Genomic DNA, 23,683 nt, shown 5'->3' on the forward strand with positions numbered 1-23,683 from the left:
TTTCTTGTGAACAAATGGACGTACAGATTAGCCGTTTTTCTACTCAGTGGATGGTTATGCTTTGGTGCCTCGGCCAATGATTTCAGTGCCAGCTTTAAAGGGACCAACATAACGGAATTTATCAATATTGTTGGTCGAAACTTAGAGAAAACCATCATTGTTGATCCCGCAGTTCGTGGCCAAGTGAATGTGCGCAGTTACGATGTTCTTAATGAAGAGCAGTACTATCAGTTCTTTTTAAATGTGCTCGAAGTGTATGGATTCGCGGTGGTTGAGATGGAGTCTGGTGTACTGAAGGTCATTAAAGACAAAGACGCCAAAACCTCCGCAATTCCGGTGTTGGGCAGCAGTGATTCGGTTTCAGGTGATGTTGTGATCACGCGTGTAGTTCCTGTACTCAATGTCTCTGTTAGAGAGCTCTCGCCGCTATTAAGGCAGCTAAACGATAATGCGGGTGCCGGTAATGTGGTGCACTACGATCCAGCCAATATCATTATGTTAACGGGCCGTGCCGCTGTGGTTAATCGCTTGGCTGAGATCATAAAACGCGTCGACCAAGCGGGCGATAAAGAGATTGAAGTGGTTGAGCTGAAAAACGCGTCAGCTGCTGAAATGGTTCGCATTGTCACCGCGTTGAATAAAACCACCACAGATAAAAACACGCCTGCATTCCTTCAACCTAAAATTGTAGCTGATGAGCGCACCAATGCCATATTGATCTCAGGGGATCCTAAAGTCCGTAAGCGCCTGAAAAAATTGATTGATCAGTTGGATGTGGAGATGGCAACCAAAGGAAACAATCGAGTTTTCTATTTAAAGTACGCCAATGCTGAAGAGCTGGTGGATGTGATTAAGGGTGTCACTGATAATTTAAGTGCAAGTAAAGGTGCGAAACAGGCAACCACTAATAGCAGTACCCGCGGAGAGATTTTTATTGCCGCGCATACCGATACCAATTCATTAGTGATTTCAGCCCCGCCCGATATGATGAAGTCGGTTGAAGATATTATTGCTCAGCTGGATATTCGTCGTGCGCAAGTGTTGATTGAGGCACTGATTGTTGAAATGGCAGAAGGTGACGGGGTTCAGCTTGGTGTGCAGTGGGGCTCTCTAGAGACAGGGGCGGTGATCCAGTATGGCAATACGGGCGTTCCTATTGGTAATGTCATGGTCGGTTTGGAAGAGGCTAAAGATGTAACCAAAACGGAAAGTTATTGGGACTCTACTAACAATAAATGGGAATCTCGAGAGACCACAGAAGAGGGGGATTACTCTGCGTTAGCATCGGCTTTAGGAGGGGTTAACGGCGCTGCTATGAGCGTTATTATGGGAGATTGGACAGCGTTAATTAGTGCTGTTGCCACCGACTCTAATTCGAACATTCTCTCTTCACCGAGTATTACTGTGATGGATAATGGGGAAGCCTCATTTGTTGTCGGCGAAGAGGTACCGGTGATTACTGGTTCTGCCGCGGGTTCAAATAATGACAACCCATTCCAAACGGTGGAACGTAAAGAGGTGGGCATTAAGCTCAAAGTGGTGCCGCAGATCAATGAAGGTAACTCGGTGCAGTTAGACATCGAGCAAGAGGTGTCTAATGTCTTAGGGGCCAATGGCGCCGTAGATGTTCGGTTTGCAAAACGCCAACTCAATACTTCCGTGATTGTGCAAGATGGACAGATGTTGGTGCTTGGTGGGTTAATCGATGAGAGGGCGCTTGAAAGTGAATCGAAAGTCCCTTTTTTAGGGGACATTCCAGTCTTAGGTTACCTATTTCGATCCACCAGTACCCAAGTTGAGAAGAAGAACCTGATGGTCTTTATCAAACCGACCATTATCCGCGATGGCATTACCGCCGATGGTATTACTCAACGCAAATACAACTATATTCGTGCGGAGCAGCTTTATAAAGCAGAGCAGGGCTTACAACTATTACCAGACAGTGACATTCCAGTACTGCCTGAGTATGGGGCTGATAGAAGACACCCCGCTGAAATTCAAGCCTTTATTGATCAGTTAGGAGATAAAGGGTAATGGTGGACTTTTCCTCGATGCAGGTGCCAATGCACTATCGACTCCCTTTTGCTTATGCAAAACGAAATCAGGTAGTGATCGAGCTCGTAGAGAGTCGAACCGTAGAGGGCGAGATGTTGTCAAACTGGGTGCTATTCCATATAAACCCATTGCCTTCTATCGTTTTGCTCGAAATTCGCCGAGTGGTAGCAGCGCCTTTCTCACTGCATCAACTGACGGATGAGGAGTTTGATGCAAAGTTGACTTTAGCCTATCAAAGGGACTCATCGGAAGCGCGTCAGTTAATGGAAGATCTTGGCTCAGATAATGATGACTTCTTCTCATTGGCTGAAGAGCTACCTGAAAACGAAGACCTGCTTGAGTCAGACGATGATGCACCCATCATTAAGTTGATTAACGCGATGTTAGGTGAAGCGATCAAAGAGGGGGCATCAGACATTCATATTGAGACATTCGAAAAAGAGCTTTCGATTCGTTTTCGTGTTGATGGTGTGCTGATTGATGTATTACGACCGAGTCGCAAATTAGCCCCGCGGTTAGTCTCTCGCGTTAAGGTGATGTCTAAATTGGATATTGCCGAGAAACGTATTCCTCAAGATGGGCGGATTTCATTAAGAATTGGCGGACGAGCGGTGGATGTGCGGGTTTCTACCATGCCCTCTTCCCATGGTGAACGTGTGGTCATGCGACTACTAGATAAAAATGCCACTCAGCTTGATCTGCACAGTTTAGGCATGACCCATGAGAACCACACTAGCTTCCAGAAGATGCTAAAACGCCCCCACGGTATTATTTTGGTTACCGGTCCTACTGGTTCTGGTAAATCCACCACGCTGTATGCCGGTCTGCAAGAGCTTAACAGTGCCGAGAGTAATATCTTAACAGTAGAAGACCCCATTGAATTTGATATTGATGGCATTGGACAGACCCAAGTTAACCCTAAGGTAGACATGACCTTTGCCCGAGGATTAAGAGCGATTCTACGACAAGATCCAGATGTGGTGATGATCGGTGAAATCCGAGATATTGAAACCGCTGACATTGCGGTGCAAGCATCATTAACTGGCCATTTAGTCATGTCGACTCTACACACTAATACCGCGGTGGGGGCGGTGACTCGCCTTCGAGATATGGGGGTTGAACCCTTTTTAATCTCATCATCTCTACTCGGAGTGCTGGCCCAGCGATTGATTCGTAAAATTTGTCCAGACTGTCGACAACCTTATGAAGCGGATCGGGAGCAGAAAAAACTGTTTGCGATGGGTGAAGAGCAATCATTAACCCTCTACCATCCGAAAGGGTGCGAGCACTGTAATCATAAAGGGTATCGAGGCCGAACCGGTATTCATGAGTTGCTGTTGGTTGATGAGCATATTCAAGAGCTCATCCACAGTGAAGCGGGGGAACAGGCGATTGAAAAGTGGGTACGTCAAGCAACGCCAAGTATCCGTATCGACGGTCTGCTGAAAGTCAGACAAGGTATCACGACTCTTGAAGAGGTAATGCGTGTTACTAAGGACAGTTAATGCCAGCATTTGAATACATTGCGCTGAACAGTAAAGGAAAGCAGCAAAAAGGAGTGATGGAGGGAGACAACGCTCGCCAAGTTCGTCAGCGCTTGAAAGAGAAATCACTTATCCCTACTCATGTGGTAGAGACCAAGCTTAAAGAGCAAAAAAAATCGACCCAATCCCTAAGCTTCAAAAAAGGGATCACTACCAATGCGCTAGCGCTGTTAACCCGTCAACTCTCTACGTTGGTGGAAGCGGGAATGCCTTTAGAGGAGTGTTTAAAAGCCGTTTCAGAGCAGACTGAATCAGTACGTATTCGAAATATGTTGATGAGTGTTCGATCTCGTGTTGTGGAGGGCTATACCCTATCGGAAAGCTTCTCAGAATATCCTCATGTTTTTGATGAGATGTTCTGCTCTATGGTGGCTGCGGGTGAAAAGTCGGGCCATTTGGATACGGTGTTAGACCGGTTAGCGGATTACGCTGAAAACAGACAGCGCATGCGAAGCAAGCTTCAACAAGCGATGATCTACCCAACTATGCTGACCCTAATTGCCATCTGTGTGGTGGCATTCCTATTAGCGACTGTGGTTCCTGATATCATTGACCAGTTTGTACATATGGGACAAGGGTTACCAGCAGTCACTGAAGTGTTATTGGCAATGAGTAACTTTGTCCAGCACTGGGGCATCACCGTCTTAATCGTGCTTTTTCTATTTATATCGATACTGAAATGGGCCTTAAAGAGGCCTTCATTTCGTTTGCATTGGGACAGAAGCCTGTTATCAGTGCCAGTGATTGGTAAAGTCGCTAAAGGGCTAAATACCTCACGCTTTGCCCGTACATTAGCGATCTGTACCTCGAGTGCGATTCCGCTGCTTGAGGGAATGAAAGTCGCTGCTGACGTGATGGGCAATCAGTGGTTTAAAGATCAGGTGATTGAAGCGTCGCTGAGGGTGAGAGAGGGGGAAAGCTTAAAGTTATCCCTAGAGCAAACACGACTCTTCCCACCTATGATGCTGCATATGATCGCCAGTGGTGAGCGCAGTGGTGAGCTCGAACCCATGTTAACACGAGCAGCGGATAACCAAGATCGAGATTTTGAATCACTGGTCGCCATGGCTCTAGGTATCTTCGAACCCCTGTTGATCGTTGCGATGGCTGGCGTGGTTCTCTTTATTGTCGTCGCAACACTTATGCCGATTATCGAACTGAATAATATGGTTGGTTAACGGTTTTTATTGGAAATGGTAGAGGTTTTTATGCAGTCACACAGTTTAGTACGATCATCAAAGCAGAGCGGTTTTACTCTATTAGAGGTGATGGTTGTTATCGTAATTTTAGGTATTTTAGCCACCTTGGTTGTTCCTAATCTGCTTGGTAATAAAGAGAAAGCCGATCAACAAAAAGCAGTGACGGATATTGTGGCCTTAGAGTCTGCGCTGGATAACTATAAGTTGGAAAACAGCCGCTATCCTAGTACTGATCAAGGGTTAGAAGCACTGGTTTCTAAGCCATCAATTGCTCCTGAACCTCGTAACTACCCTGAGGGCGGTTATATCAAACGTATGCCAAAAGACTCTTGGGGTAATGAGTACCAATATTTAAGCCCTGGTGAGAATGGTCGAATTGATATCTTTACCTTTGGTGCTGATGGTCAAGAGGGCGGTGAAGGTATTGATGCCGATATTGGAAACTGGAATATGCAAGATTTTCAGTAAGTAGGATTGAGCGATCATGACCGCGAGTAGAGGCTTTACTCTGATTGAAATCATGCTGGTATTGGTGCTGCTCTCTGTCAGCTCGCTGGTGGTGGTGATGAGTCTACCTGAAAACAGCAATAAACAGTTAGAGCAACAAGCGTCTCGTTTCTATCAGCTAGTGCAACTGCTCAGTGAAGATGCGCTACTGAATGGGACTGACTTCGGTGTCCGAGTGAATGAGAGCCAAGCGGAGTACCGGTTTTTAACCTTAGGCGAGCAAGGTTGGAAAGAGATTGAGGAGAGTCGCTACTTTACCCATGTCAAATTGGAGGATGATCTGCAAATAGCAGTCGAGTTGGGTGGCAGTGCTTGGTTAGATAAAGATCGACTTTTTGATACGGGAAGTCTATTTAACGATGAGATGTTTGACGACCTCAATGAAGAGAACAGAGTGAAACCACCGCAAATAGTGGTGTTATCCAGCGGGGAAATAACGCCATTTACCGTGACATTCTCTACTAAAACGGAAGGGACTTCGTCTGCTCGGGAGTGGCAAGTGAATACAGACCAAGCTGGTTTGGTTACCCTGCTTCGGCCTGGAGAGGATGACGATGAGAGATAATAGAGGTATGACCCTGATAGAGGTATTGGTCGCATTAGCGGTGTTTGCGGTGGCGAGCTTAAGCGTGATGCAGACTATCTCTCAGAGTGTCAATACCATCTCTCGGTTTGAGGAGCGAGCCTTTGCCTCCATGGTTGCGGATAATCAAATGGCAATGGTCATGTTATCGACGGTGCCAACCTCTACCGTTAAAGGCAAAAGTGAACTGGCTGATCAGCAGTGGTATTGGACCATTCAACCGATAAAAACCAGTGATAACCTATTAAAAGCGTTTGATATTAGCGTGGCAAAAGAGGAAGCACAGTTACACTCTATTGTAACGGTAAGAAGTTATGCGCAGCCTTAACCGCCATGTCGGATTTACCTTGATAGAGGTGCTGGTGGCCATTGCGGTATTTGCCAGTTTAAGCATTGGCGCTTATCAAGTGGTGAATCAGGCACAGCGAAGCAATCAGATCGCCAAAGTCAATATCGAGCGTATTAAGCAGATACAACGCACGCTTATTTATGTTGATAACGATTTTAGACAGATGGCGGCAAGACCATTCAGAAACAGTGGAGAAGAGGCGTCCAAAAGCCTGATCATTGCAGGGGATTATGTTGCTGACTCACAAGCACAGGGGATCCTATTTGTACGTCTTGGTTGGCAGAATCCGCAACAGACGTTTCCGCGAGGCGAGATCACTAAGGTTGGTTATCGCTTGGTAGATGGTGTGTTGGAAAGAGTATGGTGGCGCTATCCCGATACGATCTCCGGGGACAAACCGAATAAAGTGACACTGCTCGATAAGGTCGAAGCGTTGAGTTTCACTTTCTATGATGGAAAGTCATGGTTAGAGAGCTGGGAGAAAACTTTGAGCCTGCCAGCCGCGATAAAAATGAGCCTGACCATAGAAGATAGAGGGGTTATTGAGCGTATTTTTTTAACCCCGAAAGTGGATTTGCAGCAACTAGACTCAAACAGCAGTAGTAATGATAAAGGGGATGCAGCAGAGGGAGGTGACTCGTGATGTTGCGACAAAAACAGAGAGGCGTTGCGCTGATAGTAGTGTTACTTCTATTAGCCATAATGACCACGATAGCAGCGCAGATGAGTGACCGAATGGTGGTGCAGTTTCATCGTTCAGAGAATCAAAGTAATCATCAACAGGCCTATTGGTACTCTGTTGGGGTTGAAGCACTGGCTATAGTCGCTATTAAACAGAGCGTGAAAGATAATCCAGATAGCGTTAACTTGAGTCAAGTGTGGGCGCGTGATAAGCAGAGCTACCCATTAGATTATGGTACGGCAGTAGGTTACATTGTGGATAAGCAAGCCTGCTTTAACTTGAATGCACTGGCAGCCGCTGGGCAAGGGAACAGCATTGACCAACGGCCCTATTTAGTTCGCGTATGGATGAACATATTAGAAAATGCTGGGGCTGACAACTACATAGCAGAGACAGTAGCGGACTCAAGCTGGGAATTTATTGATAGTAACCAAGCAGTGCAGTCGCTTTCAGGTGTGGAAGACAGCAGCTACGAAGCATTTTCTCCGCCCTATGTGACTCCCAATGGTTTGATTGCAGACATCAGTGAGTTGAGAGCCGTTAATGGTGTATCCGCCACGCTCTTTACTGAAGTACAAGCGCTGATATGTGCTCTGCCAACCTCTACGTGGCAGCTCAATATCAATACCATCAAAGAGAAACAGGCTGAAATTATAAGCGCACTGTTTTCACCAATGTTGAGCCTTGAAGATGCACAGAGCGTAATTAGTGATCGGCCCTATGAGGGGTGGAAAAGCGTTGATGACTTTTTAGCGACAACAGCAATCAGTGTGATTGACGATAAAGTAAAAAACAGTGCTAAGCCATATTTAACGGTAGTTAGCGACTATTTCGAATTAGACAGTGAGGTAATGGTCGAGCAGTCTCGAGTACGTGTACGCTCGCTGTTACACAGCGAAGATGAGAATACGGTGAACGTAATACGTCGCCGTTATGGAGGGTTCAGTGAGCGAAGTTCTGACAATAAGACTCAATAGTGTAGAGACTGAACCAGTTCAATGGTTGGTGTGGTCTCAAACTCAGAATGAAGTGATTGCCTCTGGAGAGTTACATTCGGCCAGTGAGCTTTCACAGCTTAGTCGTTACGCAACGCAACGACAGATTATTGCGTTAATGCCATCTTGTGATGTATTGCTAACGGAAGTCGCAATACCCGCCGGAGCACCAAGAAATATAAGCACCATACTGCCCTACTTATTGGAAGATGAGTTAGTGCAAGACATTACCGATTTGCATTTCTCGTTAGTGAGTAAAGAGGCGAATGTTGCCCATGTTGCAGTGATTAATCGTAATAAGCTAGAGAGTTGGTTAACCCAGTTTGAACAGGCAGGGTTGAGTGTGAAAAAGATCATCCCAGACTGTTTGGCTCTGCCATATTATCGTGATGGATTAACGGTTGCCGCTATGAACCAGCAGTGGATAGTAAGAAGTGGCGCTTATCAAGGGACATGTGTGGAAACGGAGCTGTTTGAGCCCCTTCTACGCGCCTTTGAGCATCAGAAAGCGGAGAGTGAAGAAGAGTGGGTGATTCATACCCTTAGCGATACTCCCTCCGAACTGACCGTAAATACTATTTCTGCACAGTGGCAAGCCGAGAAGCCCGAGTTGATCATGGAGCTGTTATCAAAAGGAGCGATGAGCTGTTCCGCCAACCTGTTAAGCGGCCAGTATAAAAGTCGTTCGTCGTGGCTTGCTCACTGGACGTTGTGGAAACCCGCGGCCATCGCAGCCAGCCTGTTAGTTGTAATGCTCTTTGCTCAACATGTTATTACGATAGAGAAGATGGAAGCACAAGGTTTGGCGTTGCGGGCGGAAAGTGAACGCATCTTTAGGGAGATCTTTCCAAATAAACGAAAAATCCCGACCATCAATTATCTAAAATCTCAAATGAGAGCCGAAGAGTCTCGATTAAAAGGGGAAGGGGGATTTGATGCGCTGAGTTGGTTGAATGAGTTACACCCCTATTTTGTTAAAGTGCCCACCATGTCTATTGTCAGTATTAAATATGATGGCAAGCGAGAAGAGGTGCGTATCCTGGCTCAAAGTCCTGACTTTCAATCATTTGAAAAAATGGGTGTGAGTTTAAAAGCAGCGTTTGAGGTGGAACAAGGGCAACTCAATAAGAGTGATAGCTTAGTCAGTGGCTCATTTATTATCCGGAGGCAGGGATGAGAACGTGGTGGAGTAACTTATCCAATCGAGAGCGAAATTTACTCTTGGTTGCGGTCTTTTTTTTGCTATTCGCTACGCTCTACTGGGGGCTATTAAAACCGCTAAGTAACAAATCAGTTATGGTCGAAAGCCGCTTGAACAGTGAGCAGAAACTGTTGACGTGGGTGGAAAAAAGAGCAGACGCCATTGTTGCATTAAGAGGCAGTAATCAATCGACTACCTTAGATCGTTTTAAACCCTTAAATCAGGTGATTCCAGCCAGTAGCAAGCAGTTTAATATTGAATTAATAAGAATGCAGCCTAGAGACAACAAAGTACAAGTGTGGATCAAACCAGTCCCATTCTCATCACTGATCCAGTGGCTCGCTTATATCAAAGAGACGGAAGGGGTTGAGGTCGAGTTTCTTGATATAAAACGCACCGACATTAAAGGTGTGGTTGAGTTGAGTCGATTGCAGCTAGGTCGAGGGTAGGTTATGAGAACAAAATGGTTACTGAGCCTACTTTTTCTATCGGTCTTTTTGATCAGCGTAGTGTTCCACATGCCAATCGCTTGGTTAATTCAGTATCTGCCTCAAAACAGTCATCTAGCCATTCAAGGATCATCTGGAACCGTATGGCATGGCAAGGCTGAACATGTTTTATTACAACAGTATGACTTAGGGGAGTTGCAGTGGAAGTTTGAACCTGTAGAACTTCTCTCTGGCGGGGCTGCTTTTTCTACACGTTTTGGTCGTGGTTCTTCCGTTGAGTGGGATGGGAAAGGGCTAGTAGGCTACAACCTGGATGGCCTGTATGCCAAAGATCTTCTCGCTTCAATAAAGGCAGACCGTTTGATGAAACATCTCAAACTGCCACTCCCTGTGCACGTTGAGGGGGTATTAGAACTGACTTTGAATGAGTACCAATTTTCTGCCCCATGGTGCGAGATCGCACAGGGGGAGTTAGTTTGGTTTGATGCACAACTGAATACAGCTTTAGGTGCAGTTAACCTTGATCAAGCGATCGCAGCACTTGAATGTCATCAGAATACTCTTACGCTGCAATCCGTACAGGATTCAAGTGCACTGAGCAGTGAATTTTCTGTTGAACTGCATCCAGATGCAACGTATAAAATATCAGGATGGATAAAACCAGGTGATGAGTTACCAAGCAAAGTGCGAGCACAGCTTAAATGGCTGGGCAGTTCAAATACACAAGGGCAGTATAAGCTTAACTACACTGGTCAACTGTAACGGTTTCATGAGTTATTAGAGGTTTATTATGAGTCAGCCGAAAAAACCTGAAATAGTAGCGTCACAAGTGGTTGCTCAATCAAGGCTGTTTAAAATCGAGTCACTGGATCTTCGTTTTTCAAATGGTGAAGAGCGAACCTATGAACGGATGAAACCGACTGAACGACATGCCGTGATGATGGTTCCAATTACCGAGCAAGGTGATCTGTTATTAATTCGCGAATATTCAGCCGGAACGGATAGATATGAGCTAGGCTTTCCTAAAGGGTTAATCGATAAAGGGGAGTCGCCAGAGCAAGCGGCAAATCGCGAACTCAAAGAGGAGATAGGTTTTGGTTCCAAACGACTCACTCTATTAAAAGAGGTCGTGTTGGCACCCTCCTATTTCTCGAGCAAGATGACACTCTATATTGCTCAAGATCTCTTTCCTGAACAGCTCGAAGGGGATGAACCTGAACCGTTAGAGGTGATTAAGTGGCCACTGTCTCAAGCAGAAACGTTATTAAGTCACCTTGATTTTGCTGAAGCAAGAAGTATCGCAGCATTGATGTTAACAATACAAAGGCTATCTAAGGAGTAAAAGATGGCAACACTTTCTCATTTAATACCAGAGGTGATTGAGATCGCACGATCGTCAGGTCGCTTGATCTTGGATATTTATGAAAAAGGGATATTTGAAGAGTTTACTAAATCGGACAGCACACCAGTGACTAGTGCTGATTTGGCCGCTCATAAATACGTTACAGAACAACTTGCCAAGCTAACGCCTGATATACCCGTGTTATCAGAAGAGGATGCTAAGGTTAGTTTGGCAGAGCGCAGCCAGTGGGATCGTTATTGGTTGGTGGACCCACTCGATGGGACGCAGGAGTTTATTGCTCGCAGTGGCGACTTTGCCACCATCATTGCGTTGGTTGAGAATAATCAGCCAGTGATGGGCGTTGTGTATGCCCCGATTGCTAACTTGACCTACTTTGCGTATCAAGGCGAGGGTGCTTGGAAAGTTGAGAATAACGAGCGTTTCCCCATTGGTATTCACAAACACCAAGAGAGTGATGAGAACATCTCTATTGCGGTAAGTCGACGCCAAAAACTCTCTACCATTACTGAACGTATGGACTCATCTTGGCATTACGACTTTACACCTTTAGGATCCGCCGCCTTGAAAGCCTGTTTAGTTGCTGAAGGTGCAGTAGACTGCTATCTACGCATTGGACCAACCGGTGAGTGGGATACGGCTGCGACTCAGTGCATTGTTGAAGAGGCGGGAGGGAAAATTCTCAATACGCAGCTTCAGCCGCTGACTTACAACGAAGAGGAGTCATTAGAGAACCCGAACTTCATCGTGTTAGGGGATCAAGATTTGCCATGGAGCAAAATTTTAAAGTAGCGCCTTACGATAAAATAATGCCTGCCAATAAAAAAGGGCCAAGACTTGATTGAGTCTTGGCCCTTTTTTGAACAGTTTGAGATTAGTAGTAAGAGTGCTCACCACGATCATGTTCAGTCTGATCTCTTACCGCTGTCAGCTCGCCTTCAAATTGAGCTAATAGCTCTTTCTCGATGCCCTCTTTTAGAGTCACATCTACCATTGAACAACCGTTACAACCGCCACCAAATTGAACAATAGCCGCACCGTCTTCAGTGATCTCTAGTAGACTAACGTGACCGCCATGGCTAGCTAGTTGAGGGTTAACTTGCGTCTGAATAGCATACTCAACACGTTCCATAAGAGAGGCATCGTCAGAGACTTTACGCATTTTGGCGTTAGGCGCTTTCAGCGTTAGCTGCGAGCCCATCTTGTCAGTGACATAATCAATGTCCGCTTCATCTAGGAAAGGAAGGCTTAGCTCATCGATATAAGCAGAAAAAAGCTCATATTTTATCTCTGTATCGCTTGCTTCAACCGCTTCAGGTGGGCAGTAAGAGACGCCACATTCCGCATTTTGAGTTCCAGGATTCACAACGAATACACGGATGCTTGTACCTTCAGGCTGCTGTTCTAGTAATTTTGAAAAATGACTTTGTGCATTTTCAGTAATAGTAATTGTCGACACGCTTAATACCTGACTAATTTAGTAAGTTTTCCCTATTCTACTATTGTTCAGAAAATCGATCATCTTTTTTGCGATGGTTTTATGAACCTAATGAGTAGAAAGTCAGCGGATTTAGAAGGAAGTCAAAATAACGTTTGACTTTTTATTGACATAGCGAAGGTTACCTTGGAGGGAAATGACTCAAAATGAAGGTGAAAAAATATGCATAAACGAGCTCTGGTTACTTTAATATCGGCGGCCATACTTCCATTAAGCGCTTCGGCAGCATTAAGCGATGATGCTGGCTTTGGTGGTGAAATCTCAATAAATACGGGTTATATGGCACAAACGAGCAATTTTAATACTGACGGCGACGAAATCAAAAAAGGTCCTGTGAATAGTGAAGGCTCATCAGAAGGTGAGATGTTAATTATGCCGCTTGGGAAGGTGAACTATACCTTTGGCTCAGCACTGGATAAGCAGGTATATCTTGGTACGTCTCGTGAAGATATCGCGGTAGGTAATATCGCTTTAGAGCTAGGTTATACGCAAGAATTTGCAGACGGAATGACCGTTGATGTCTCTTTCTTACCAACGATGATGTCTGGCGAAACGTGGGCTAACCCCTACCTAGTTGACCAAAAAAGAGAGACAACCGATGAGTCAGGAAATGCTTATCGTCTACAAGTAGAAAATATTTATGGCAGTGATTTCTCACTTGATATGGCTTATGCAACGTTAACGGTTGATGATGAAAAATCAGGCCACAAAGACCTTGATAGAAATGGCAATACGATCTACCTAAAAGCCAGTTACCAATATGGTTTAGATAAACAGTCAGCATTGGTTCCATCGCTTATCTATAAGAAGCATTCCGCCGATGGCAGTGCCATGGCTTATGATGAAATGGGCACTGAATTAACCTACTTCAGAAAGCTAGATCGCCACCAATTTGCCATTACAGCGGACTACAGTAAGCGTTCATATAATGGAAACAACCCTATTTTTAACAAAACACGTTCAGATAATGAGTACAGTCTCTTTGCCGCTTATGAGTATCAAGAAGCATTTGGACTAGAAGACTGGTCACTTGTGAGTTTTGCAGGGTATGGAAACAGCTCTTCAAATATCGAATTTTACAAGGAGAGTGAATATTTGATGTCTGTCGGCATGAATTTCGAGTTCTAAATAATAAGCCTAGGTGAGTCAGTATTATTGGAAAGGTGACACTGACTCGTTTACTTCATTGTTCCCACCGGTTCGACAAATACAGTAGACGTCTACACGCTGTACCCCCGCCTTTTTGAGTAGTTTAGATAACAATCCAACGGTACTTCCCGTAGTCACCACATCATCAACAATGGCAATATGCAGAGGCAGTGGGGCTTGAGTCAGGCTAAAGGCGTTGCGTAAATTCCGTTTACGAGCTGCTCTGTCTAAGCCGTGTTGATTTCTGGTAGCACGAATACGGCGAAAAAGTGATGCATTCATGTTCACGTTTAAAGCTGTGGTTAGGTGTCGCGCCAACAGTTCACTCTGATTAAAGCTGCGCCACAATTGACGCCGCCAGTGCAGAGGAACAGGGACGATTAACGGTGCCGGTGTGGTGATCCGCTCTGCCAGCAGTGAAGCAAGGTCCTGCGCTAACCAGAATTGGCGTTGATATTTTAATTGATGAACCAAAGGCTTTAATGGACGTTGATACTCACCAATACAGATAAGACGATCCCAAGAAGGGGGAGCACTTAGGCAGGCACCACACTGTTCAAGCGGGGTTACTGTGGCTACTCCGCATTGTTGGCAGCGTGGAGTGGGTGAAAAAAATTGTAAACAATCATCACACCAGACTAGATTACTAGTTGTCATTGGCAATCTGCACCATAAACAGTGTGATTGATGACAACGAGTGATTGATCTTCTAATCCATCCAGATAACATCAACCTATATTCCTCGCTTAATGAATTAAGGCAGTGTAAATGAGAAAACCCCTATTTTGGCAAACCGAAGGAGAAGGTCTGGATCTAGTTCTCATTCACGGTTGGGGCATGAATGGTGCGGTTTGGCACAATATTGTCATGCAGCTATCGCAGCATTATCGGGTTCACGCGGTGGATCTTCCCGGTTATGGCCACAGTGCAGAGTCGCAAGCGGACTCATTTGAACAGATGTGCGAGTGGATTTTGGAAGAGGCGCCAGAGAAAGCGATTTGGCTAGGATGGTCTTTAGGTGGGCTGGTTGCTACTCACATCACTCATATTGCGCCAGAACGTGTGGATAAATTGATTACGGTGGCGAGTTCTCCCTCTTTTGCGACTTCAAAGGAGTGGAAAGGGATTAAACCTGAAGTGCTGGATAACTTTATTGAACAGTTATCAGATAATTTCACCTTAACTGTGGAGCGATTTATGGCGCTCCAAGCGATGGGCAGCCCCACTGCCAGACAAGATGTGAAACAAGTAAAAAAAGCCGTTTTTAGTCGACCGATTCCACAACCGAAAATTTTAACTCAAGGTTTGAGAATCCTCGCCGATACTGATTTACGAGGCTCATTAACTTTAATCAACCGCCCCTTTCTCCGACTGTATGGTCGATTAGATGGATTGGTACCGGTTAACGTTGCTGAGAAGGTGTCTGAGATGTCACCGCACTCTGAGTGTTATGTTTTTCAGAGTGCTTCTCATGCACCTTTTATCTCTCACAGTGATGAGTTTATTACTGTACTAAAACGCTTTATTGATAACTAGGTGGTAATGAAGCTATATAACATCAGCAATGAAGTAAAAGCGATGTCATAGCAGCGCATTACTTTGTCGATGGTTTGCAATGGATAGGTAGGTAAATAGCATGATGTTTTCGCCCTCGAGCGTTAATGTGCCGTTAATAGCACCATCCGTTAACTTACCGACGGAACAAGTAGCACGGGATAACCGAGTCCGTCAGCCAGTTACTCCAGCAAAGCAACTGACAAAATCTTTAGCTGAAAAACCAATTTCAGAAAAAGATAAGCAGCGTCGCAGGGAAGCTTGGGATCCCTCTGAGCACCCTGATTATGTATTTGAAGAAGAGGATGGCGATGTTGAGCACCTCCCCTCTTTTTATGTCGATAATGAGTTAGCTAGAATAGCAAAGTTATTATCACTGGATACATACGCCGCTGGTGAGGGGATGGGGTACACGATTCGCTTTGGGCTACCTAAAGAGTTATTAGTTGCCCTGGAACAGTTAGGAACAATGGTTCGTCGAAGAACGGTGATCAGTTACCATTATGACAAATCGGTTGTTCCTAATTTACCCTCAGAAGTATTGGCAGTGCTTTAAGCGCAGCGAGAGTATTTCACTGCACTTAGATGGTAAATAGGAAACCAAGAGCTTGATGAAAATCGAGCTCTTGATTTTTTACTTCTTCGCTTTAGCAAACGCGGCGGCAAATGCACCACCCATAGCTGCATTCCCTGAATGATTGCTCGGTTTTGACGGTGAGGTTGGTCGCGAGTTTCTTGCCGCTGAGCTCCCTTTGTTTGAGCTGGTTTGACGCTGAGGACGTTTCTCTTGTCCCGGTTGATCGTTAAGGCGCATAGAGAGAGCGATACGCTTTCTTTGCACATCGACTTCCATGACTTTGACCTTCACGATATCCCCCGCTTTCACCACTTCACGAGGATCCGCCACAAATTTATCGGTCAGTGCTGAGATATGCACCAAACCATCTTGATGGACACCGATATCAACAAACGCACCAAAGTTAGCCACGTTAGACACGACGCCTTCTAAGATCATACCCACCTCAAGATCGGTTACTTTATTAATGCCAGCAGCAAAAGTAGCGGTTTTAAACTCGGGTCTTGGATCTCTCCCCGGCTTATCCAACTCTGAAATGATATCTGTGACCGTTGGTAGACCAAAATTATTATCAGTGTAATCCATAGCGTTAATACCACGCAAAAATTCATGGTTTCCAATAATGGCATCAATAGATTTGCTGTTTTTGGCCGCGATCTCTTTTACTAGAGGGTAGGCTTCTGGGTGAACAGCAGAGCCATCAAGAGGGTTCTTCCCTCCCATAATACGCAAAAACCCGGCGCACTGTTCAAACGCTTTTGGCCCAAGACGGGCCACTTTTTTCAGAGTGATACGCGCTTCAAAGCGACCATTTTCATCACGATAATCTACAATGTTCTGTGCAATCGTGGTACTCAAGCCTGCGACTCGTGTCAGTAGCGCTGCTGAGGCCGTATTCACGTCAACACCAACCGCATTCACACAATCTTCTACCACGCCATCCAGTCGTTTCGCCAGCTGGTTTTGGCTGACATCGTGTTGATATTGACCCACACCAATTGATTTTGGATCAATCTTAACTAATTCTGCCAATGGGTCTTGCAGACGGCGAGCGATGGAAACCGCACCTCGAATAGAGACATCTAAATCAGGGAACTCTTTGGCCGCAAGCTCTGAGGCTGAATAGACTGAAGCGCCAGCTTCACTGACAATAATTGATTGTGCTTTGAGGCCACTGCTTTTCAGTAGTTCTGCGACAAAACGGTCGGTTTCGCGAGAAGCGGTGCCGTTACCGATGGCAATCAAATCCACCTGATGTTTTCGGATCAGTGCTTCAATAGTTCGCCCTGATTTTTCAATTTGATTGTGCGGTTGGTTAGGGTAGATAGTATCAGTTGCCACTACTTTTCCAGTCGGGTCTATCACGGCAACCTTAGTACCTGTACGAAGGCCAGGATCCAGTCCCAGAGTCGTTTTTAGCCCTGCAGGGGCCGCCATTAATAGATCTTTTAGGTTAGTCGCAAACACATCAATGGCACCAGTCTCTGCGCTCTCTTTGAGTGAGCCCATTAGTTCGGTTTCCAAATGCATTAAGATTTTAACGCGCCAGCCCCAACTAATGACCTGCTTACGCCATGCATCACTAGGTTGGGTCGCCAATTTTACCCCATAGTGATCAGCGATGATCACCTCACAGTATGAACCTCGGACTCCCTCTTCCTGATTGGGGTCTGCATTAAGAGAGACTTGTAAAAAGCCTTCATTACGACCACGAAACATAGCAAGAGCACGATGAGATGGCACTTTGGTCAAGCGTTCATTGTGTTCAAAGTAATCTTTAAACTTCTCACCTTCACTCTCTTTGCCTGTAACTACTCTAGAACTTAACTCTGAACTACTGAGTAGATGACGACGAATTTTATCAATCAACGCAGCATCTACTGCCATACGCTCAATAATAATAGCGCGAGCCGCATCGAGTACTGCTTTGTTATCACTAAACCCTGCTTCTGTGTTGATGAATTTCGCTGCTTCAATATCAGGGTTATGATTAGGCTGTGACCACAGAAGATCGGCCAAAGGTTCGATTCCTGCTTCAATGGCGATTTGACCTTTAGTGCGGCGTTTCTGTTTGTAGGGAAGGTAGAGATCTTCAAGACGAGTTTTATTGTCTGCAGCATGAATCTCGGCTTCTAAAGCGGGAGTGAGTTTATCCTGCTCTTTAATCGATTTTAAAATAGTTTTGCGGCGATCATCCATCTCACGAAGGTAGCTTAATCGGCTATCAAGAGTACGCAGTTGGGTATCATCCAATCCTTCCGTCACCTCTTTACGGTAGCGAGCAATAAAGGGCACCGTATTACCGTCATCGATAAGTTGTACTGCGGCAGCGACTTGCTGCGGGCGAACATTAAGCTCTTGTGCGATCAAGTTATTGATGGCTGTAGTCATTATTTAGTCTCGTTTATAGGTGATGTTATTTACAAACCAAGTCTTAGGGCCTTCAGGGGTTTGAACAACAGCATCGTCGTCCACCTCTTTTTTGAGCAGTGCTCTGGCCATGGGAGAGTCAATCGAAATGTAGTCATGTCGGCCGTAAATCTCATCAGGGCCAACAATACGCAGAGAGAGAATCTCTCCTGTTTCATTTTCAATCTCTATCCAGGCGCCAAAAAAAACCTTACCATCTTGCTGTGGAGAGTATTCAATGACATCTACCACCTCAAGACGTTTACGCAGATATCGAACTCGGCGGTCAATCTGCCGTAATATCTGTTTGTTGTATTTGTAGTCGGCATTTTCTGAACGATCGCCTAAACTCGCGGCCCACGTCACTTTCTGGGTGATCTCAGGCCGTTTAACACGCCATAGATGATCTAACTCTTGCTTGAGTTTGTTGTAACCTTCACGGGTAATTAAATTTGTCTTCATACGCTTTATTGTACTTATTAATGTCGATCTTAGCTAAGATAAAGTGAGGGGTTAAAATTTTTGAAAAAGGACACAAAACGTAACAATTTCAAATTGAAATATTATCGATATTCCATACATCGCACTGAGTTATTAGTACACTAGTGGTGAAAGTACTATTTATAAATAGTGCCATTGTTTGAGGTAGGTAAAATATGCAAGATAATTTCAAAATATTGGTGGTAGATGATGATGTACGTCTACGTTCTCTATTAGAGCGCTATCTTTCAGAGCAAGGCTTTCAGGTAAGAAGTGTCGCCAATAGTGAGCAGATGGACCGCTTGTTGACTCGTGAAAACTTTCATCTCATGGTGTTGGACTTAATGTTGCCGGGTGAAGATGGTCTTTCGATCTGTCGCCGACTGCGCAGTGCCAATAATATGCTACCGATATTGATGCTAACCGCTAAAGGCGATGAGATAGACCGTATTGTCGGCCTAGAAGTAGGGGCGGATGACTACTTAGCTAAACCATTTAATCCTCGTGAACTGTTGGCACGTATCCGTGCCGTGTTAAGACGCCAAACGGTTGAGTTACCGGGAGCGCCAAGCTCTGAAGAAGAGGTGATTGAATTTGGTGAATACCGACTTAATCTTGGTACTCGCGAGATGTTCCGCAATGAAGAGCCTATGCCACTGACATCGGGTGAATTTGCGGTACTGAAATCGTTAGTGACTAATGCACGTGAGCCAATGTCGCGTGATAAGTTAATGAACATGGCTCGAGGCCGTGAATACTCGGCTATGGAGCGTTCAATTGATGTTCAGATCTCTCGTCTTCGTCGTATGATTGAGGAAGATCCAAGTCGCCCTCGTTATATCCAGACGGTATGGGGTTTGGGTTATGTATTTGTTCCTGAAGGAAAAGAGCAGTAGACTTAACCGATAATGAAAAGTACTTTTGCTCGCACTCTCTTTCTGCTTGGTAGCTTGTTAATTGCGAGCCAGATATTCTCATATCTGGTAGTACTTAATTACGCGTTGCTGCCGAGCATAAAACAGTTTAATCGGATTTTAGGTTACGAAGTCCGATTAATGTTAGCAGAAGATTTAGAACTGAAAAACGGCAGTAAAATACACTTAGATCAGCCTCTGAGGCGTCACCTTCTTGAGCAGCTTGGTGTGACGTTGCACGGCCCTAGTGACACGCTGGTTAAGCATGAGTATCAAAAAGCGACAAGCATTGAATTTCTCAGTGAAGATATGAGTAAAGAGTTAGGCTCGCATACTGAAGTCAGTTTGGTACTGGGTGTCGATAGTTATGTGCTGTGGATGAAGTGCGATGCGATGCCGGGTTTCTTGATGCGAGTCCCTCTGTCTGAACTGCATGAGGATGATTTCCAACCGCTGTTTCGTTATAGCTTAATCATCGCTTTATTGGTTATTGCTGGTGGTTGGTTATTTATACGCTTGCAAAATAGACCTTTAGTGAACTTGGCTGAAGCGGCAAAACGGGTGGGCCAAGGTGAAGTACCGGCACAGATCCCTGAAAAGGGGGCGTCTGAGATTCGTGCCGTGACCTATGCGTTTAATCAAATGACTCGTGGGATACAAAAGCTAGAAGATGATCGAGCTCTGCTCATGTCGGGGGTTAGCCATGATCTACGCACACCATTAACCCGTATCCGTCTTGCCACTGAAATGATGCCTCCCGAAGACAACTACCTTGCCGAGAGCATGATTAAAGATACAGAAGAGTGTAACGAGATCATCAGTCAGTTTATGGATTACTTAAAACCCGCGACGGCACAAAGCTTTTCTTCACTAGACATTAACGACTTAGTGAGTGAAATTGCAATGTCAGAAGGGGGGTATGAGCGAGAAATTGAGGTGCAACTAACGCCTATGCCAAGCGACATTTATGGCAATGCGATAGCCATAAAACGAGCGATTACTAACTTGGTGACTAACGCCATTCGTTATAGTGAAGGCATGATCAAGATGTCGACGACACTGAGCGATGATCAGAAGATGGTGGTGGTCAGTGTGAAAGACTTTGGTCCGGGTATCGCTTTAGAGCAGCAACAATCTGTATTTGAACCCTTTACCCGTGGAGACAGTGCGCGAGGCAGTGAGGGAACAGGGTTAGGCTTGGCAATTGTGAAACGTATTGTGACTCATCACAATGGCTCGATCTCACTGAACAATCACAGCGAAGGAGGATTGGATATTCGTTTAATGTTCCCTTTCTATAATGAGGAGCTGTAAGCGAGTTTAGGCGTTAGAGTAGACGTCTTTCTCTCCAACCCAGCGCTGAATGATCGCTTTTGCATTGTTCGGGTAGCTATCATGAATATGGCGTGCCATGCGTTGTACTTCAGGAATCAACCGTTGATCTCTGACTAAGTCGGCAATTTTAAAGTCAGCCAGTCCCGTCTGTTTAGTCCCTAACAACTCTCCTGGCCCTCTTATCTCTAAATCTTTTTGCGCTATCACAAACCCATCATTACTTTCTCGTAGTACACCCAACCGTTTTTGAGCGGTTTTTGATAGCGGTGCATGGTAGAGCAATACACAGTGACTCGCCACTGAACCTCGACCTACACGGCCACGCAGTTGATGCAGCTGTGCTAAGCCAAGACGTTCTGGGTTCTCTATGATCATTAAGCTAGAATTTGGTACATCGACACCGACCTCAATCACAGTGGTAGCCACTAACAGCTGTAACTCTCCGGCTTTGAACTGCTGCATTATGGCCTGTTTTTCTACCGATTTCATACGGCCATGTACTAAACCAATCTTCAGTTCAGGCAACAGTAAGGTTAACTCTTCAGCTGTGATTTCAGCGGCTTGTGCTTCCAGAAGTTCAGACTCATCAATTAAGGTACAGACCCAATAGGCTTGTCGACCATCATTGGTACAGGCGGCTCGAACTTTTTCAATAATGTCTCGGCGCCGCGTATCCGGAAGTGCAATGGTCTGAATCGGGGTTCTACCCGGAGGCAGTTCATCAATGACCGAGGTAACTAAATCTGCGTAAGCCGTCATGGCTAACGTTCGAGGGATCGGCGTTGCCGTCATGATTAACTGATGCGGAAAAGCACCTTGCCTCTCTCCTTTTGCCCGAAGCTCTAACCGTTGATGCACCCCAAATCGGTGCTGCTCATCAATAATCACTAAGGCTAAATTTTGAAATTCAACATGCTCTTGGAATAGGGCGTGAGTACCCACCACCATTTTGGCACTGCCATCAGCAATGCTGGTTAGCTGACTCTCTCTTGCTTTTCCTGTTAATTTTCCGGCTAACCAACCGACCTTTATTCCCATCGGTTCAAGCCAAGCATTGAAGTTAATGGCGTGCTGTTCGGCAAGTAACTCGGTAGGTGCCATTAATGCGACCTGATAACCGTGTTCAATGGCTCTGACCGCAGCTAAGGCAGCAACGAGAGTCTTTCCTGAACCAACATCCCCTTGCACTAATCGCATCATAGGGTGAGGTTGAGCAAGGTCATCTTCAACCTCTTTTACGACTCTTTGCTGTGCATTGGTGGGTGTAAAGGGAAGCTGTTGAAGCAGTTGCTGTTTTAGACGGTTGCTGTCAGGGAGCGGGAAGGAGATATCTAACTGACCTTTACTACGAACCGCCAGCATTGAGAGGTTTTGAGCCAATAGCTCCTCAATGATTAACCGCTGTTGTGCGGGGTGTTTGCCTTGATCAAACTGATCCATATCCATCGGTGGTGTTGGTCGATGAATGGTGTGAAGAGCATCAGCGAGAGTGATTTGATTATTATAGAGGCCAGCAGGTAGCAGTTCACTCACCGCCGCTTTATCCAGCAGTAACAGAGCTTGGTCAGTGATGTTTCTTAAGGTTATTTGACGAAGTCCCTCTGTGGTCGGGTAGACCGGAGTCAGGGTTTGCGGCTGCTCTTGGGCGTTGTCAGAGCTAGTCTGAAAACGATAATCAGGGTGAACAATCTCTAACCCATTCATACCGCGTTTGATTTCACCAAAAGCGTGTACGGATTTTCCTTCTGCAAAACTGTTTTTCATGCCCGCATTAAAATTGAAAAAACGCAGTGCCACTGTGCCATTGCCATCACTGATTTTTACACTCAGCATTTTCTTACGGCCAAAATGGGTATCGCAGCTCATCACCGTCCCTTGCACTGCAACCACAACACCAGCATGAAGTTGGGACATGGGCCAAACACGGGTGCGGTCTTCATAACGAAGAGGAAGGTGAAACAGCAGATCTTGAACCGAGTGTAAGCCTACTTTTGCCAGCTTCTCGGCCACTTTTGCCCCGACACCGGACAGTGCCGTCAATGGAACCGCAGATAAGATCTGATTAGACATACACCCTCCTTGTTACGATTAACGGCTCTTTTTCGGTTTAATAGCTTGCATCTCTGCCCACCACGCTTCGTCGGCCACGATCTGTCCAATCTCATCCAATTTTGGCATTGGCAGCCCTTTACGTTTAGCCACTTTTGCAAGAACGGGGTGACCACGTTCAAACAGGATCTTATTTACTACGTCATCAGGGAGATCGGTTTTGCTTTTGTTGTACATGCCTGCTAATGCTCTTTGACGCTGTGCTTCATAAAGAATCAGGGCACTGGCAACGGAGACATTCAGAGACTGTACCATACCGACCATTGGGATGATGATGTCTTGATCCGCTAATGCGAGCGCCTTCTTAGAGATTCCGGTTTTCTCGCTGCCTAAAATAATGGCGGTCGGTCTGGTGTAATCAATTTCGCGAAAGTCGACTGCGCTATCAGACAGGTTGGTCGCTAGCACTTGCATGCCTTGATCTTTTAGTTGGCCAATGGCACTGGTAATGTCTTTATGAGTATCCACCTCAACCCAGTTGCGAGCGCCAGCAGAGGTGTGGCTTAGCGTACGCATTTGCTGAGTGGGCCAAACTGCATGAATTTTATGAACACCAGTCGCATCTGCCGTTCGAATAATAGCGGAAACATTATTAGGCTTGTGGACTTCTTCTAAGCAGAGAGTGAGATCAATCTGTCTTGCTGAGAGTACGGAAGTGATGCGTTGGTAACGTTCTAGATTCATAATATTTAGGTAATCGTTAATTAGAGTGGATTGACACTGGGTGCTTTTAT

24 protein-coding genes are annotated in these 23,683 nt (G+C 45.5%); 18 read left to right on the top strand and 6 right to left on the bottom strand.

Annotated features, from left to right (window positions below; all coding sequences use genetic code 11):
• Positions 1-6 precede the first annotated feature (6 nt).
• From gspD to cysQ, 13 genes are read left to right on the top strand one after another with little or no spacing between them, the layout of a single operon-like run.
• Positions 7-2,034, top strand: a complete 2,028-nt coding sequence (gene gspD, locus L4C32_RS03690) for a type II secretion system secretin GspD (protein WP_428195510.1) — start codon at positions 7-9, stop codon at positions 2,032-2,034.
• Positions 2,034-3,560, top strand: coding sequence for a type II secretion system ATPase GspE (gspE, locus tag L4C32_RS03695; protein ID WP_428195511.1), 1,527 nt, complete (start codon positions 2,034-2,036; stop codon positions 3,558-3,560). Before gspD ends, gspE begins: the two co-directional genes overlap by 1 nt.
• Positions 3,560-4,777: a type II secretion system inner membrane protein GspF gene (gene gspF, locus L4C32_RS03700; protein WP_428195512.1), complete on the top strand. Its 1,218-nt coding sequence runs from the start codon at positions 3,560-3,562 to the stop codon at positions 4,775-4,777. Before gspE ends, gspF begins: the two co-directional genes overlap by 1 nt.
• A 30-nt stretch (positions 4,778-4,807) precedes the next feature.
• Complete coding sequence (gene gspG / locus L4C32_RS03705) at positions 4,808-5,266, top strand: type II secretion system major pseudopilin GspG (RefSeq protein ID WP_428195513.1); 459 nt, start codon at positions 4,808-4,810, stop codon at positions 5,264-5,266.
• Between the two features lie 16 nt (positions 5,267-5,282).
• A complete protein-coding gene (gspH, locus tag L4C32_RS03710) occupies positions 5,283-5,870 on the top strand; it encodes a type II secretion system minor pseudopilin GspH (RefSeq protein ID WP_428195514.1) in 588 nt (195 codons plus the stop codon).
• Positions 5,860-6,216 carry a type II secretion system minor pseudopilin GspI gene (gene gspI / locus L4C32_RS03715; protein WP_428195515.1) on the top strand — a complete coding sequence of 119 codons (357 nt, stop codon included), beginning with the start codon at positions 5,860-5,862 and terminating at the stop codon, positions 6,214-6,216. The genes gspH and gspI overlap by 11 nt, the downstream gene beginning before the upstream one ends.
• Positions 6,203-6,880 carry a type II secretion system minor pseudopilin GspJ gene (gene gspJ, locus L4C32_RS03720; RefSeq protein ID WP_428195516.1) on the top strand — a complete coding sequence of 226 codons (678 nt, stop codon included), beginning with the start codon at positions 6,203-6,205 and terminating at the stop codon, positions 6,878-6,880. The genes gspI and gspJ overlap by 14 nt, the downstream gene beginning before the upstream one ends.
• Positions 6,880-7,896 (top strand): type II secretion system minor pseudopilin GspK, encoded by a 1,017-nt coding sequence (gspK, locus tag L4C32_RS03725; RefSeq protein ID WP_428195580.1) that lies wholly within the window; start codon positions 6,880-6,882, stop codon positions 7,894-7,896. The genes gspJ and gspK overlap by 1 nt, the downstream gene beginning before the upstream one ends.
• A complete protein-coding gene (gene gspL / locus L4C32_RS03730) occupies positions 7,865-9,091 on the top strand; it encodes a type II secretion system protein GspL (RefSeq protein ID WP_428195517.1) in 1,227 nt (408 codons plus the stop codon). The genes gspK and gspL overlap by 32 nt, the downstream gene beginning before the upstream one ends.
• A complete protein-coding gene (locus L4C32_RS03735; protein WP_428195518.1) occupies positions 9,088-9,564 on the top strand; it encodes a type II secretion system protein M in 477 nt (158 codons plus the stop codon). The genes gspL and L4C32_RS03735 overlap by 4 nt, the downstream gene beginning before the upstream one ends.
• A 3-nt stretch (positions 9,565-9,567) precedes the next feature.
• Positions 9,568-10,326: a type II secretion system protein N gene (locus L4C32_RS03740; protein ID WP_428195519.1), complete on the top strand. Its 759-nt coding sequence runs from the start codon at positions 9,568-9,570 to the stop codon at positions 10,324-10,326.
• Between the two features lie 28 nt (positions 10,327-10,354).
• The gene (nudE, locus tag L4C32_RS03745) at positions 10,355-10,906 is read left to right on the top strand and encodes an ADP compounds hydrolase NudE (RefSeq protein WP_428195520.1); all 552 of its coding nucleotides are present in this window, start codon (positions 10,355-10,357) and stop codon (positions 10,904-10,906) included.
• Between the two features lie 3 nt (positions 10,907-10,909).
• Positions 10,910-11,716 carry a 3'(2'),5'-bisphosphate nucleotidase CysQ gene (gene cysQ / locus L4C32_RS03750; protein WP_428195521.1) on the top strand — a complete coding sequence of 269 codons (807 nt, stop codon included), beginning with the start codon at positions 10,910-10,912 and terminating at the stop codon, positions 11,714-11,716.
• Between the two features lie 82 nt (positions 11,717-11,798).
• Here cysQ and nfuA read toward each other — a convergent pair whose 3' ends face one another.
• On the bottom strand, positions 11,799-12,383 hold the full coding sequence (gene nfuA, locus L4C32_RS03755; protein ID WP_428195522.1) for a Fe-S biogenesis protein NfuA: 585 nt from the start codon (positions 12,381-12,383) through the stop codon (positions 11,799-11,801).
• Positions 12,384-12,584: 201 nt separating this feature from the next.
• On the opposite strand from nfuA, the gene L4C32_RS03760 reads away from it, so the two are divergent.
• On the top strand, positions 12,585-13,550 hold the full coding sequence (locus tag L4C32_RS03760) for a DUF2860 domain-containing protein (RefSeq protein ID WP_428195523.1): 966 nt from the start codon (positions 12,585-12,587) through the stop codon (positions 13,548-13,550).
• A gap of 24 nt (positions 13,551-13,574) precedes the next feature.
• Here the strand turns inward: L4C32_RS03760 and L4C32_RS03765 are convergent, their stop codons facing one another.
• The gene (locus tag L4C32_RS03765) at positions 13,575-14,300 is read right to left on the bottom strand and encodes a ComF family protein (RefSeq protein WP_428195524.1); all 726 of its coding nucleotides are present in this window, start codon (positions 14,298-14,300) and stop codon (positions 13,575-13,577) included.
• Between the two features lie 39 nt (positions 14,301-14,339).
• Here L4C32_RS03765 and bioH point away from each other — a divergent pair, with 39 nt between their 5' ends.
• Together bioH and L4C32_RS03775 are read left to right on the top strand one after the other, a co-directional pair.
• The gene (gene bioH / locus L4C32_RS03770; protein ID WP_428195525.1) at positions 14,340-15,107 is read left to right on the top strand and encodes a pimeloyl-ACP methyl ester esterase BioH; all 768 of its coding nucleotides are present in this window, start codon (positions 14,340-14,342) and stop codon (positions 15,105-15,107) included.
• A gap of 100 nt (positions 15,108-15,207) precedes the next feature.
• Positions 15,208-15,681 (top strand): ATP-dependent Lon protease, encoded by a 474-nt coding sequence (locus L4C32_RS03775; protein WP_428195526.1) that lies wholly within the window; start codon positions 15,208-15,210, stop codon positions 15,679-15,681.
• A gap of 78 nt (positions 15,682-15,759) precedes the next feature.
• On the opposite strand, the gene L4C32_RS03780 is transcribed toward L4C32_RS03775, so the two are convergent.
• Together L4C32_RS03780 and greB are read right to left on the bottom strand one after the other, a co-directional pair.
• The gene (locus L4C32_RS03780; protein ID WP_428195527.1) at positions 15,760-18,093 is read right to left on the bottom strand and encodes a Tex family protein; all 2,334 of its coding nucleotides are present in this window, start codon (positions 18,091-18,093) and stop codon (positions 15,760-15,762) included.
• 3 nt (positions 18,094-18,096) lie between these two features.
• Positions 18,097-18,573, bottom strand: coding sequence for a transcription elongation factor GreB (gene greB, locus L4C32_RS03785; RefSeq protein ID WP_428195528.1), 477 nt, complete (start codon positions 18,571-18,573; stop codon positions 18,097-18,099).
• A gap of 194 nt (positions 18,574-18,767) precedes the next feature.
• Between greB and ompR the strand changes: the two genes are divergently transcribed.
• A complete protein-coding gene (gene ompR, locus L4C32_RS03790) occupies positions 18,768-19,487 on the top strand; it encodes an osmolarity response regulator transcription factor OmpR (protein WP_428195529.1) in 720 nt (239 codons plus the stop codon).
• Positions 19,488-19,499: 12 nt separating this feature from the next.
• Positions 19,500-20,819: a two-component system sensor histidine kinase EnvZ gene (envZ, locus tag L4C32_RS03795; RefSeq protein ID WP_428195530.1), complete on the top strand. Its 1,320-nt coding sequence runs from the start codon at positions 19,500-19,502 to the stop codon at positions 20,817-20,819.
• Between the two features lie 6 nt (positions 20,820-20,825).
• On the opposite strand, the gene recG is transcribed toward envZ, so the two are convergent.
• Complete coding sequence (recG, locus tag L4C32_RS03800) at positions 20,826-22,910, bottom strand: ATP-dependent DNA helicase RecG (protein WP_428195531.1); 2,085 nt, start codon at positions 22,908-22,910, stop codon at positions 20,826-20,828.
• 18 nt (positions 22,911-22,928) lie between these two features.
• Positions 22,929-23,633, bottom strand: a complete 705-nt coding sequence (gene trmH, locus L4C32_RS03805) for a tRNA (guanosine(18)-2'-O)-methyltransferase TrmH (RefSeq protein WP_428195532.1) — start codon at positions 23,631-23,633, stop codon at positions 22,929-22,931.
• Between the last annotated feature and the right edge of the window lie 50 nt (positions 23,634-23,683).

It is taken from the genome of Aliivibrio kagoshimensis (assembly GCF_050337105.1).
Lineage (GTDB): Bacteria > Pseudomonadota > Gammaproteobacteria > Enterobacterales > Vibrionaceae > Aliivibrio_A > Aliivibrio_A kagoshimensis.

Coding starts and splice junctions, on each gene's coding strand:
- L4C32_RS03775 (WP_428195526.1), top strand. CDS start 15,208: ATGATGTTTTCGCCCTCGAGCGTTAATGTGCCGTTAATAGCACCATCC.
- greB (WP_428195528.1), bottom strand. CDS start 18,573: ATGAAGACAAATTTAATTACCCGTGAAGGTTACAACAAACTCAAGCAA.
- gspI (WP_428195515.1), top strand. CDS start 5,860: ATGAGAGATAATAGAGGTATGACCCTGATAGAGGTATTGGTCGCATTA.
- nudE (WP_428195520.1), top strand. CDS start 10,355: ATGAGTCAGCCGAAAAAACCTGAAATAGTAGCGTCACAAGTGGTTGCT.
- gspE (WP_428195511.1), top strand. CDS start 2,034: ATGGTGGACTTTTCCTCGATGCAGGTGCCAATGCACTATCGACTCCCT.
- envZ (WP_428195530.1), top strand. CDS start 19,500: ATGAAAAGTACTTTTGCTCGCACTCTCTTTCTGCTTGGTAGCTTGTTA.
- ompR (WP_428195529.1), top strand. CDS start 18,768: ATGCAAGATAATTTCAAAATATTGGTGGTAGATGATGATGTACGTCTA.
- L4C32_RS03760 (WP_428195523.1), top strand. CDS start 12,585: ATGCATAAACGAGCTCTGGTTACTTTAATATCGGCGGCCATACTTCCA.
- trmH (WP_428195532.1), bottom strand. CDS start 23,633: ATGAATCTAGAACGTTACCAACGCATCACTTCCGTACTCTCAGCAAGA.
- L4C32_RS03740 (WP_428195519.1), top strand. CDS start 9,568: ATGAGAACAAAATGGTTACTGAGCCTACTTTTTCTATCGGTCTTTTTG.
- L4C32_RS03765 (WP_428195524.1), bottom strand. CDS start 14,300: ATGTTATCTGGATGGATTAGAAGATCAATCACTCGTTGTCATCAATCA.
- cysQ (WP_428195521.1), top strand. CDS start 10,910: ATGGCAACACTTTCTCATTTAATACCAGAGGTGATTGAGATCGCACGA.
- gspF (WP_428195512.1), top strand. CDS start 3,560: ATGCCAGCATTTGAATACATTGCGCTGAACAGTAAAGGAAAGCAGCAA.
- gspH (WP_428195514.1), top strand. CDS start 5,283: ATGACCGCGAGTAGAGGCTTTACTCTGATTGAAATCATGCTGGTATTG.
- L4C32_RS03735 (WP_428195518.1), top strand. CDS start 9,088: ATGAGAACGTGGTGGAGTAACTTATCCAATCGAGAGCGAAATTTACTC.
- L4C32_RS03780 (WP_428195527.1), bottom strand. CDS start 18,093: ATGACTACAGCCATCAATAACTTGATCGCACAAGAGCTTAATGTTCGC.
- gspG (WP_428195513.1), top strand. CDS start 4,808: ATGCAGTCACACAGTTTAGTACGATCATCAAAGCAGAGCGGTTTTACT.
- gspJ (WP_428195516.1), top strand. CDS start 6,203: ATGCGCAGCCTTAACCGCCATGTCGGATTTACCTTGATAGAGGTGCTG.
- bioH (WP_428195525.1), top strand. CDS start 14,340: ATGAGAAAACCCCTATTTTGGCAAACCGAAGGAGAAGGTCTGGATCTA.
- gspK (WP_428195580.1), top strand. CDS start 6,880: ATGTTGCGACAAAAACAGAGAGGCGTTGCGCTGATAGTAGTGTTACTT.
- recG (WP_428195531.1), bottom strand. CDS start 22,910: ATGTCTAATCAGATCTTATCTGCGGTTCCATTGACGGCACTGTCCGGT.